At 37.2% G+C, this 11710-nt stretch carries 14 protein-coding genes and 3 pseudogenes; 13 read left to right on the top strand and 4 right to left on the bottom strand.

From position 1 onward, the window contains the following. Positions 1 to 96: 96 nt before the first annotated feature. On the bottom strand, positions 97 to 318 hold the full coding sequence (locus BTN98_RS19930; RefSeq protein WP_061000912.1) for a zinc ribbon domain-containing protein: 222 nt from the start codon (positions 316 to 318) through the stop codon (positions 97 to 99). Between the two features lie 224 nt (positions 319 to 542). Here BTN98_RS19930 and BTN98_RS19925 point away from each other — a divergent pair, with 224 nt between their 5' ends. The 5 genes and pseudogenes from BTN98_RS19925 to BTN98_RS19905 all read left to right on the top strand — a co-directional run bounded on the left by BTN98_RS19925 (position 543) and on the right by BTN98_RS19905 (position 4793). Further along, positions 543 to 1184, top strand: coding sequence for an AAA family ATPase (locus tag BTN98_RS19925; RefSeq protein ID WP_061000914.1), 642 nt, complete (start codon positions 543 to 545; stop codon positions 1182 to 1184). Next, the gene (locus BTN98_RS19920) at positions 1177 to 1467 is read left to right on the top strand and encodes a hypothetical protein (protein WP_061000916.1); all 291 of its coding nucleotides are present in this window, start codon (positions 1177 to 1179) and stop codon (positions 1465 to 1467) included. The genes BTN98_RS19925 and BTN98_RS19920 overlap by 8 nt, the downstream gene beginning before the upstream one ends. Before the next feature lie 225 nt (positions 1468 to 1692). Next, complete coding sequence (locus BTN98_RS19915; RefSeq protein WP_061000918.1) at positions 1693 to 2577, top strand: RepB family plasmid replication initiator protein; 885 nt, start codon at positions 1693 to 1695, stop codon at positions 2575 to 2577. Positions 2578 to 2878: 301 nt separating this feature from the next. Further along, a pseudogene (locus BTN98_RS19910) lies at positions 2879 to 3295 on the top strand (recombinase family protein); the annotation flags it as partial. Positions 3296 to 3590: 295 nt separating this feature from the next. Then, positions 3591 to 4793, top strand: coding sequence for a hypothetical protein (locus BTN98_RS19905; protein ID WP_061000920.1), 1203 nt, complete (start codon positions 3591 to 3593; stop codon positions 4791 to 4793). Between the two features lie 123 nt (positions 4794 to 4916). On the opposite strand, the gene BTN98_RS20220 is transcribed toward BTN98_RS19905, so the two are convergent. Then, the gene (locus BTN98_RS20220) at positions 4917 to 5141 is read right to left on the bottom strand and encodes a hypothetical protein (protein ID WP_146107055.1); all 225 of its coding nucleotides are present in this window, start codon (positions 5139 to 5141) and stop codon (positions 4917 to 4919) included. 176 nt (positions 5142 to 5317) lie between these two features. On the opposite strand from BTN98_RS20220, the gene BTN98_RS19900 reads away from it, so the two are divergent. The 5 genes from BTN98_RS19900 to BTN98_RS19880 all read left to right on the top strand — a co-directional run bounded on the left by BTN98_RS19900 (position 5318) and on the right by BTN98_RS19880 (position 9608). Further along, on the top strand, positions 5318 to 6094 hold the full coding sequence (locus BTN98_RS19900; RefSeq protein ID WP_061000922.1) for a ParA family protein: 777 nt from the start codon (positions 5318 to 5320) through the stop codon (positions 6092 to 6094). A 17-nt stretch (positions 6095 to 6111) separates the two neighbouring features. After that, positions 6112 to 6423 carry a hypothetical protein gene (locus BTN98_RS19895; protein ID WP_061000924.1) on the top strand — a complete coding sequence of 104 codons (312 nt, stop codon included), beginning with the start codon at positions 6112 to 6114 and terminating at the stop codon, positions 6421 to 6423. 248 nt (positions 6424 to 6671) lie between these two features. Then, positions 6672 to 7457, top strand: coding sequence for an endonuclease I family protein (locus BTN98_RS19890; protein WP_061000926.1), 786 nt, complete (start codon positions 6672 to 6674; stop codon positions 7455 to 7457). Between the two features lie 171 nt (positions 7458 to 7628). Then, entirely contained in the window at positions 7629 to 8702 is a 1074-nt protein-coding gene (locus tag BTN98_RS19885; protein ID WP_061000928.1) for a replication initiation protein, read from the top strand. A 579-nt stretch (positions 8703 to 9281) separates the two neighbouring features. Beyond that, positions 9282 to 9608, top strand: a complete 327-nt coding sequence (locus tag BTN98_RS19880) for a hypothetical protein (RefSeq protein ID WP_061000930.1) — start codon at positions 9282 to 9284, stop codon at positions 9606 to 9608. Positions 9609 to 10116: 508 nt separating this feature from the next. Here BTN98_RS19880 and BTN98_RS20215 read toward each other — a convergent pair. Next, entirely contained in the window at positions 10117 to 10314 is a 198-nt protein-coding gene (locus tag BTN98_RS20215) for a hypothetical protein (protein WP_146107054.1), read from the bottom strand. A 250-nt stretch (positions 10315 to 10564) separates the two neighbouring features. Here BTN98_RS20215 and BTN98_RS20210 point away from each other — a divergent pair, with 250 nt between their 5' ends. From BTN98_RS20210 to BTN98_RS20740, 3 genes and pseudogenes are all read left to right on the top strand, one after another. Next, the gene (locus tag BTN98_RS20210; RefSeq protein ID WP_107207941.1) at positions 10565 to 10828 is read left to right on the top strand and encodes a GspH/FimT family pseudopilin; all 264 of its coding nucleotides are present in this window, start codon (positions 10565 to 10567) and stop codon (positions 10826 to 10828) included. Between the two features lie 96 nt (positions 10829 to 10924). Continuing rightward, positions 10925 to 11174, top strand: a pseudogene (locus BTN98_RS19865) (transposase); the annotation flags it as partial. A 45-nt stretch (positions 11175 to 11219) separates the two neighbouring features. Further along, positions 11220 to 11396 (top strand): annotated as a pseudogene (locus BTN98_RS20740) (IS6 family transposase); the annotation flags it as partial. Between the two features lie 110 nt (positions 11397 to 11506). On the opposite strand, the gene BTN98_RS20440 reads toward BTN98_RS20740, so the two are convergent. Beyond that, a partial coding sequence (locus BTN98_RS20440; protein ID WP_167390215.1) for a hypothetical protein occupies positions 11507 to 11710 on the bottom strand: 204 nt, incomplete at its 5' end.

Below are 11710 nucleotides of genomic sequence, written 5' to 3'. Positions count from 1 at the left end.
CTAATAGTTTTTACATGCTATCTATCGGCTTCATAGGTCTCGTAATCGAGTATCCTCCACCGACATCTAATGACGTTGACCATGCCGACTTAAAAGTTAGCTGCTACTTTTAAGTTTATCAATACCACGTTCCTTAATATTTATGGCTGCGTTAGTATCAGCATTAGTTGTATGTCCACATTCCACGCACTGAAAAACAGCTTGAGACTTCCTATTTTCAGCTGATTTATGGCCGCATTCACTACAAGCCTTTGACGTATAAGCCGGGTTAACAGTAATAATAAATCTACCAAATTTATCTGCTTTGTAATTTACCATTTCTCTTACCTTAAAAGGTGCCACATTAAGAATCTGGTGATTCAATGAATACTATTATTTTTTAATAAATAGTTCGTTCATGGTGAGTTCATTTCGAAGTCCTACAAAGAACTGACTCAGGTCAAAAAGTGTGAGTTATTTCGCTAAATTTAAACATTTAAAATTTTACTTTAAATTCACTTGCATAAGTTACATAAGTGACTTCATTTACGTAAGGGAAGGTGATGGGAAAGATTATTTTACTTGGTAGCCAAAAAGGCGGCTGTGGAAAATCAACCTTAGCAGTTAATGTCGCGGGTTGGTTAGTACACCAAGGTTATAATGTGATTTTGGTTGATGCCGATCCACAAGGCTCAGCTTTTCGTTGGGCTCAAGATCGCCAAGAGAAAGAAAAACTCCAGCACATCCCTCACGTACAAGCGTCAGGTAATATCAACCAAACCTTAAAAGACCTATCTGTACATTATGCTTATGTTGTTGCAGATACAGCTGGCCGTGATAGTCGTGAATTACGAACAGGTATGGTTATTACCGATGTATTACTTTCACCATCTCGTCCATCTCAATATGATTTAGATACTTTACCTCACTTAACAGAAGTGTTTTTACAAGCCCAGGATATTAATCCAAAGCTAAAAGGCTATTTAGTCTTAAACATGTGTCCAACCAATCCAGTGATCAAAGAAGCTGATGATGCTAAGGAATATTTATCAGAGTTTCATGAGTTTAAAGTTGCCACATCGCTTGTTTATGATCGTAAAGCATTCCGTGATTGTGTTGCTGAAGGCAAAATTGTTTTTGAATGGAAAGATGCTAAAGCTAAAGCTGAAATTAATGCTTTAATGGAGGAAGTTTTCCATGGTTAAAAAACGTGAACGTATAACAGAACAGCAAAAAATTGATGCTTTTGCTCGTGGTGCTGAAATTAATGTTATTACTAAAGAAACGACTGTTAAACGTGAAAAGAAGTTTAAGCGAGTTACTTTTTCTCTAACAGAATATGAAGATCAATTAATTGATGATTTGTCACTTACTGTTCTCTCATTTCGTTGCAATCGGTCTCAAGTAGTTAAAGCAGCATTAGCTTTATTAGCTGAACAAGATGAAAAAACGCTTTGTTCTTACTTAAAAAAACAAAATGAAAATTGATTGTTTATTTATCCACATATTCACTGGATAGATCCAATAAATAGATCCTATATAGATCCAAAAGAGATCCCTGATCGCGCTAGCCCTTATATAGCAAGGGTTGTAGAGGAGCATGGTGTATTCTAATTGGGTTGATGGTGTGTTCTAATTGGGTAAATAGTGTGTTCTAATTGGGTAAAGTGGTGTATTCTAATTGGGTTGGCTTTTTCTATTAATGTGGACAATATGGCTCAGGATAAGAACCTACTACCTCTCACGGAAGTTACTACCTCGAATAAAATACAATTAATTACTAGTGCATCGACCAGTGTACAACCTAATGTATTACTTCGTACTGGTGTTTTTACGCCGGTTGGCCGTAAAGTGAATATTAATAGCGGCACTATGATGGATTTAACGACCGATCTTGTAAATCTTGAGTTATGCCAAAAAGAAGGTTATGACTCGGTTACAGTTCGTGGTACACGTTTGAATGTGGAAACAGATTTTAAAGTCTGGTGTGGAATTGTCTTAGTTTTTAGCAAATTAGGATTATCATCAAATACAGTTCATTTGAAATTTAGTGAATTTGCTAAGTATTGTGGCTATCCAAGCCGTCGGTTTGATAAAAATTTACGTCGTCAAATTGGTGAGTCGTTAGAGCGTATTCAAAGTCAAAGTTTAACCTTTCGTCGTAAAGGTGCCGATAAAGCAGTGCATACGGGTATGTTGCTTAAAGCCAGTTATGATGGTGATGAAGATCGTGTAGAGCTAATGGCTGATGAATCGCTATGGGATTTATATCGTCTTGATTATCAAGTACTTGTTAGTATGAAAGTACTTTCTAAATTACCTCGAGCTGAAGTTGCACAGTGTTTATATTTGTATTTATTGGCCTTGCCTGAAAATCCTATCCCAGTGTCTTTTACACGTTTACGTGAGCGATTACGTTTAGAGAGTTGTACCAAAGAAGCTAACCGTAAGATCAAAGCAGGTTTAAAGAAGTTAGAGTCTATAGGTTTTCTTAGTGGCTCTTTCATGACCAAGAACGGTGAGCAGTATTACTGTATCGATAAGCGATTTAAAAAGCTTTGCAATGCGTCAGATGCAAGCCCGCTTATGAATGATTAGGTGTACGCTGATTGGGTAAACAACCCAACTAGGGTACACCATTGTGATTTATGTCACTGTTTTGTGGTGTACGCTGATTGGGTAAATTACCCAATTAGAATACACTTTTTCGCTGTTAATCTGATTTTGGGTGTGCATTGATTGGGTTAATTAGTTATATAACGCTAATTCTGCATCATAGGTGTACGCTGATTGGGTAAACAACCCAATTAGGACACACCACTGTAAATTATCTTCTGTTTATTGTTTTGCTTTTTCTGTTTGGTTAGCGTGATGAATCCTATTTAATCAAGGAAGGATCATGGCTAATTATGCTTATCTGCGTGTTTCTACTGATTCTCAATATGTAAACAATCAAAAACATGGCATTTTGGAATACTCAAACCGTTTAGCGCTCTCTAATTTAGTATTCGTGGAAGATTGTGTGTCTGGAGCAAAGAAGTGGCGTCAGCGGCGTTTAGGGAGCCTATTAGAAGGGGTAGCGTGTAATGATGTGATTATCTTTTCTGAAGTGACTCGTATGGCACGTTCGACAATTCAAGTGCTTGAGATCTTAGAATTATACATGGAGAAAAAAATTAACGTTCATATAGCGAAACAAAACATGCAACTTGATGGTTCTATGCAATCAAAAATTATTGCAACGATGCTTGGATTAGCAGGAGAAATTGATCGTGAGTTTATTCGAATGCGTACCAAAGAAGCATTGGCTGCACGTAATGTAAGGCCCATTTAGATACATACTGTTAAATACAGCCACTTTTAGCGAAAAGTTATACTTGGTGTCGAGTGAGAGGTCTTTGAGCCTTTAAATTCGTTTATAAGGGAAATTTGTTACATCAGATTGATAAGCGATTTGTGACACGATGAATAGATAAAAACTGATAGTTTTAGTAATAGCACTAAAATTAAATCAATTATATATCAAACTTATCGTCACGATTAAATTAAAGAGTTTTTTTTTTGTTTTCACTTGTATTCTTTTGTTAATTAATTGTAACGGTGGTGTGAATATGAAGGTTTTATTATCGTTATTGGTAGGTGTTGGTTTTTCATCACAAGTGCAAGCTTATACACCGGCAGCTTATTTTGGTGCATATGCATTAAATGAGAATGTAAATGCGTTAGAAATATTAAAGAATAATTACCATATTAATAATGTTGATGTTGGTTTTTTATTATTACAACCTGGTAAATCTTGTTCATTTAGTAACATTACAGATGGATCTTATACTAACCCTATACTGGAACATGTCGAACAATATAGAAGCTTTGTAAATGGAGATAATGGAACTTTAGGCTTGGTTTTTTCAGGAGCTGAAAGCAATAATGCTATTGACCCTTTAAGCTTATGTTCTATTGAAGAGCTGACGAATTTGATTCGTGACTCTATTAATGCATCTCAAGTGCCTATAAAACGTATTTCTTTTGATATTGAGTCTCATAAATTTCAATTGGGACAGCTAGATAATCATTTTTACGATAAATTATTATCCGTAAGTAGTAATATTAAGGCTATGTATGATGGTATTGATATTAAAGTTACATTTCCTCAATATTCAGGGTATTGGGCTAGTGGGTATAATCAACCATTGTATAATTTCTTATCTGATAGCAATAACTTAATTGATTATGTTGAAATAATGACGTCGGCTAATTCATCTCAATTAGTTAGTTGGGTTAATAGTACTGTTTCTCATTTTCCACAATCATTATCAAAATCAAAAATAGCAATATTACTAACCAGCGGTAATAAGTTTAGTGATGATTTTGATGCAAATAGCTTAAAGGAACAATTTTCATCATATGCTGGAATTACCACACTAGTAACAGATTCAGAACACATTAGTCATGGTAATTCACTGTTGTTTAATGAACTAAATTCAAATGGTGAAGTAATACCACCAACAGAGCCAACTGATAATCTCGTACTATCTGTAAGTAATTTATCAACAACAGTCGGAATTAATCCTTATTTTTATAATAATAACAATGAGATAATGAATGTTGGGTATATAGGTCCGAATACCACGGTCTCATATGATACAAATACCTATATAGATACAGATATAATAAATGGACAAACAGGTGTTGAACTAAAAGTTAATTATTGGGGAGATTTATGGGTAAGCTGCCCAATAAATTATGACTTTAACAGTGATACCGTAATTAATTTATTAGTCGATCCGTCAAACAATACCGTTACTTGTAATTAAGCTGTAGTTAATTAAATAAACTGTTAAATACCGTCCATCGTGGCGGTATTTTCGTATCAGGAGTTACAGCGTAGGGTAGCTTTAGATGCATATGCAGTTACCGCTGCAATAAAACACTCAAGATCACCACAAGTCGTAATCACTGGCCCCAATGCGGGGTGTTGCCATAATTAACACGCTTGGATTACACGCCCGTAGATTTTCATACAATTGATACAACCGCTGATCAATTTGATATTCCACAGAACTGCGGATCATCGTTGTAGAGCTCGAATGGTGCAGCGGTGATACGCTGCTCGATTTATGTGCCTTAGTGATGCTTGGTTGGTGTAAGTTGGAATGTGTCATCGATTTTCTCCTTAGTGAATGGTTGCTCATCGCCGTTTTCGCCTTGGCTTTCCGTGGCACAGCATGGTTCTAGGCTTCACATAAAAAGCTTTTTGTTCTTGAATTTTTAGTGCTAAAGATTAAACTAGATCTCAATAATGTATTACATTTGTAATACACAATGAAGGGATTATGCAGTGAAAGTTATAGCGATAATCAACCAAAAAGGCGGTGTAGGTAAAACTACAACAGCCATTAATCTTAGCGCCCAATTTGCTAAGGAAGGTAAACGCACTCTAGCAATCGACCTCGACCCTCAGGCCAACATGACCGTGGTATTAAGTGGTGGTCAATTCGAGTTTGAAACCACGATTTCAGATGTGTTTGAAGCAGCAAAGAAGCACAGCATTACTAAAGCGATAATCCCGGCTCAAGCAGGTGGCGATAATATTGTTAACTTATCACTCTGCCCAACAGACATTCGTTTAAGCCGAGTAATAGAACAAAGCCTGACAAAAATTCACCGTGAACGCATTCTGCTTAAACAGCTGCAGACAATCAAAGACCAATACGATGTGGTGATTTTAGATTGTCCACCGAACCTTAGCTTAACTTCAGTAAACGCCATGATGGCCGCTGATCTATTCTTGATTCCAGTTGATGGGGGTTCATTCTCATTAAATGGATTGGCCGATCTGCTCGATGCATTAGAAGAAGTTAAAGAAACTGACGATGTGAACTTTGCTGTATTTAGAAATGAATATGCCAAAGCTAATAAGCTGATCAACAACTTCTTGGATGAGCAGTTAAACGAGTTAGGCGATAAAGTATTAAATGCCAAAGTGCGCCGAACAGAAGCCATCGGCCAAGCAAGTGTTAGTGCAGAACCACTGCTAACTTACAAGTCAAGTTCAACAGCAATCAATGATTACAAAGCCCTTGCAAAAGAAATAATTGCAAGATTAAATGTATAACAAATGTAATACATTATATGACTAAATTAAAAGGTATGACGGCCCTTAATCGTCGCAGTCAGCGTAAGCTTGAGACTACTGAATATAAGCCACAACAACACGATAAGATAACTACTGTTGCAACCCGTAGAAACGTCACAACAGGCACTTCACCTGTGCCAATGCGTTTATCTGCCAACGACAAAGCCGAGCTTAATTTGTGGCTGGAAGAGTTGAGCGAACAGACAGGAAAGAAAATCACCGGTGCCAAATTACTGCGTGGTTTATTGAAGATGCGCGGCCAAGTAAATGAGAAGAAGCTTATTCAGGCTATTTACGAAGCTAACTAATGTACTACAAATGTAATACATTTATCGTCACGCAATAAAAAAGAGAGGCGGAATTAACCTCTCTTTTTTTCATATCTCGAATGATGTAAGTATGACTATAAAATAAATATCGCAACCATCATCTAGAACAAAAGACTATTTCACAACTTCACTAATTAGCATTGTCGTATGAGTTAAACATTGAAGCCTTTCATTGCATAACAACTACAACTTAATGTGATCACCAAACCTTATGTAGAGATAAACTCATGGATCGAACTAAAATCATTCTACTCAGCGTCGTGCTATTTCCAACATTAGCGCTTGCAAAATCACAGGAACTGGCACAAATAGCCCAGGGCAACACCACCAACCAATCATTCAGCAAAGCTAAAAAGATCATGCAAAAGCAGATCTATACCAACCCAGCCGACATGAAAACCATCTACTGTGGCGCCGATTTTAATGCCGAGAAATACATAACATTACCTACAGGCTTTACCACTGACGTTTATAAGAAGCGTGTAAAACGTTGGGAAGCTGAACATGTAGTACCAGCAGAGAACTTTGGTCGTGCATTTAGCGAATGGCGCGAAGGGGCAAAGGTATGTGTCGATAGTAAAGGTAAAGATTTCAAAGGACGTAAATGCGCCGAGAAAGCCAATAAAGAATACCGCTTAATGCAGTCAGATCTTTATAACCTTTACCCCGCGATTGGTGCAGTTAATGCTGCTCGTCAAAACTACAACTATGTGATGTTGCCAAAAACAGCCAGCAAAAATTACCGATCATTTGGTAGCTGCGACATGATCATTGATAAAAAAGATCGTGATGCCCAGCCGCCAGAACGTGCGCGTGGTGTTATCGCCCGTACTTACATGTACTTTGATGCGGTATATCCAAAATACAAAATGAGTAATCAACAGCGCCAATTAATGACGGTATGGGATAAGCAATATCCGGTATCAAAGTGGGAATGTGAACGTGCTGAAAAGATCCAAAAAATACAGGGTAACGTAAATCCTATTTTAGCTGATCGCTGCCGTGATATTTAAAAACACAACAAAAATGTATAACAATTGTAATACATTATACGAATTAAACACTTGAATTTAAATTATAAAGACAAACCATAAAATCAATAAAATTAAATGACACAATTTAGGTAACTAACACCTAAATTGTGTCATAATAAGCTTAGTTTTGTAATTCTATGGACAGAGTCTGTGAGCACCGAACAATATTACTACCCCGTCGTTAGCGACAATCTTCCTAAGCACATCAAGAAAGGCCATCAACTGGTTTTTAGCCGCCAAGATCTCTCTGCACGTGAAGCAGATATGTTTGCATTGATGATTGCCCAGATGAAAACTAACGATTGGGATCACAGTACTCCCCATTACGAATTCACTTCTAACCAGCTTTCAGATTGGCTTGGTGTTGATACCAAACACATTGGTAGTAATTTAAGCCCCGTAGCTAACCGCCTTGCCAGCCGTAAAATTGGTATTAAGCGTGAAAATGAAAAAGGTGATATCGAATTTGATTATCGACCTTTGTTCAAACATATCGCTTACAAAAATGGTGTGTTAACCATGGTGCCGAACGATATGCTCAAATCTGAATATATCGAATACAACCACGGTTTTGCGTTGATCAACACCCGCAATTTTTTCGATGTTAAGAAAGAATACTCAAAACGCCTGTATGAGCTTCTAAGCCGATTTAAGAGTAAGGGCTATGAAATGCATACACAGAGCCTTCAAGAGCTCAAGGGCGTATTTGGCTTGCTGGATGAGGCAGGAAAAATCAAGAAAGACAAAAGCTCATTCAAGAACAACAGTGTATTCATGAAACGCTGTATTCGCCAAAGCATCAAAGATCTTTCTGAACACCCACAAATCAAAAAAGAATTACTGTTTATCGACAGTGACAAAGGCGATTTAGGTTTTGAGTTAGTGAAAAAAGGACGGACGATCACAGGCATTCGTTTTTTATTCCGTTGGCTTAAACTCGGCACCATTGACGAACTCAATCAACATGACGCAATAAAAACCATTAAAGAGCTCGAACTCAAACGCTTGCAAGAAAACGTTAAGCTATCTGATGGGGAATTAGAAACCCTAGCAATCGCTTATCAGTGCATCGGCAAAGACGACAAAGCAGCTCAGATTGAAGAAACGTTAGCTAAACGACACTTCACACCAGAACCAGAGCCACAATCAGCTGACGACGATTTAGATGCGTTCTTAGATAAAATAAACACACTCACGGAAGTCAGTGGCAACCCTGATTATTAACATGCCAATGAATGACAGTTTTAAGGCATGAGGCCAAACGCCCCAATAGTGTTAAACCAATTAAGTGAGATGTAGGACACATTTTAGGTGTCGATGAGTATGAATACCTAAAATGTGTCATCTATTGAGGAACAAGAACCTAAAAAAGGTCAGCTTCGAAATTGTGCACCTAAAAAATAACGCTTATCCCCAGCAATATGACTTATTACACCTAAAATGTGTCATCTAAACACCTAAAATAAGATCATAAACACCTAAAATAGGATCACAAACGCCTAAAAACTGTCGCCTGAACACCTAAAATGTGTTATTTGAACACCTAAAATGTGTCATCTAATTGGTTTTTTCCTTTTTATAATCAAACGCTTATAGAGCCTATAGATCTTATAGTCTTTATAGATCTTTATAGTTTATATAGATCTTTATAGTCATTGTGGATAACTGGAAAATCAAAGATTTACACAGTTGCCCACAATAGATAATAATGTTTTCTGATTTTATTTTTAATTAAAAAGCAGATTAATGTATAACAAATGTAATACATTAATTATTGTAATAGATTGATTCTAAGGGAATAGAATGCTTGATTGGATAACTGGAACATATTGCCCGATGTGTTTTGAAAAGCTACGTATTCGAGCGAACACCACAATCCATTATTGCGAATGGCATGACTGCGATTTTGAATATGATTCATCAATAAAGAATGAATCAATTAATGGCCAAGCGGCTATTAAAGGAAGAATTTCAGTGATGCAACAACAAAGAGAACAAATCATTGATGAAATTAAACAGGCACAATCACGCTTAGCGATATTAAATGAAAGAATCTATTTGTACGAACAAAAGCAAAATGAACTCATGCTAGATTATCCAACATTAATGTATTTAAAACCTAAAACATGAACAGATATTATTAAGATAAATGTTTGATTTTTATATAATCACTTAGCGTGCTAGAGGCTATGTTTAACAGCTTTCCGATCTCTCTTAAACTCAAGCCCATCTTATAATACTTCTCAATATCTTCACGTTTATCATCAAGCTTCAATCGAACCGCTTTACCTTTTGGCCGACCTAAAGTGATCCCTTTTGCTACTCTAGCTGCTAATGCTTCTTTAGTTCGTTGACGTATAAACTCACATTTAATTTCACCCGCTAACCCTAAAATGGTTGCTATGATCTTTGCTTACATCGAACCATCAGAAACATACCGTGCTATAAAGCCACGTAACAGAACTGTAATAATCAAGTATGTAGTTAGAGCGCTCATTTTTATATCGGGTAAACAGGGATTGTTGTTGAAGCCTAGTTAACTGTTGGCGCAGTCACTAAGTAAAAGAAATGATGAAAATATACCTTCTCCATTATGCTGCTTAATTGTAGTCACATCAACTCATCTTCATGATACCCATCACAAAAATAGTAATCGTATTTTTTCTATTGTCGTAGCGGGTAAACCCACGCCAGCGATATTAAATAAATGGGCGGCCATTGGTAAGTAATACAATGAAAACCAACCAAAAGAGTGACAACGTAACTCCATCTTGGCGGGTTCACTGTGTACCGTAGTTTCACCACCACACGTTGCCGTATGTGTAGCAGAAGCCACTGCACCTGACTGGATGGAATACGTTGCCAAAAATTTGTGGTCGCAAAATCAAACATAGAGGACCAACCCACTGGCTAACAGCTGCGATTGCATTCACCTTTTCGGAGGGCGCTTTAGGACGGACGACCCCATAGAATATATCATATCAGCAGGAGTGATCATCATCAGCGTTGGCATCAGTCATTTAATTGGAGAGAGCAGTTTTAGCCCGTTTTTTTCTATTGGGCAGGCTATTACGACAAGAGGTTAATTGACGGTTACCGAATTGAAAGGTTTATTCATTGCCGCCAAGTCAGAAGCCGTAATACGCAACAAACAAGTTTATCTGCACACCATTGGTCTTACTGACACTAAAACCTATACCAACGATTGGTGCGTATCGCAACCACTGAACCCTCCGCCAATAACTGCACCACCAACGACAACACCCTTTATATTGTTGATGGCCATAGCCTCAAAGGATGAAACATCAAACGGCATCAAGACTACGCCACAATTAAGATCGATAGCATGAATGGGCGCCCTAAGTTCAATGCCGGAGAGAGCATCATAGATTGGTTAACGTTTGAGAAAAAGAGTGGTAAAGCAGTCACTATGAAAATGCAAATGTTTGGGCGGTTGTATAACACAAAAAAATTACTCAGTAACAGAAGCAGCCCAAGTAATGAATGTGAGTAAATCTTCGATGGATAAGTGGGTTAGACAGCTTAAAGAGGAGCGCCAAGGAAAAGCGCCCAAAGCATCACCAATGACGCCTGAACAAATTGAAATACGAGAATTAAAAAAGAAGTTAGCGACACTTGAAGAGAATAATGAAATATTAAAAAAGCTACCGCTCTCTTGATGTCAGACTCATTGAATAATTCTCGTTAATCGAGAAACTCAAGAAGAGCCACAGCATAACTTTACCAAGCAAAATGGTTATCGACGGAAGTAAGAGTAACTACGCGGCTCTTGATTCGATGAATGTTCAGCTCTGGTTAACCGGTTTCTTTATGCTTTCTCTGATAGAGATCTTGGATATTAAATACCTCAACAACATTATTGAGCAAAGTCACCGTTGGGTTAACATCAAGTACTAGGTTGGAAGTCAATGGAAGACGCCTTAGCCAGCTTACATTGTAGGATAGGTCTGTCACATCTCTAACTAGATTTGCGACAGAACCTTAAAATCAGATAACTTACATATTAATTAACGGTATTTATAATCACTCCATTTTGATGAAAATACCCACCGATTACCATTTGACCAATAGACTTCAGGTTGTTGAACACATTGATTATTATTGTTTACAAAACCAACCCCATAAAAACCTGAAGCATTAATTGTACATAATGCTTGCTCTGCTGTTGTTTTAACTTGTTCACCTTTCAATGTCGGTGTATATAAAGATAA

Source organism: Photobacterium aquimaris, from assembly GCF_002954455.1.
Lineage (GTDB): Bacteria > Pseudomonadota > Gammaproteobacteria > Enterobacterales > Vibrionaceae > Photobacterium > Photobacterium aquimaris.
The sequence above is the reverse complement of the archived record's forward strand: the minus strand, read 5'-3'. Positions and strand labels throughout refer to the sequence as shown.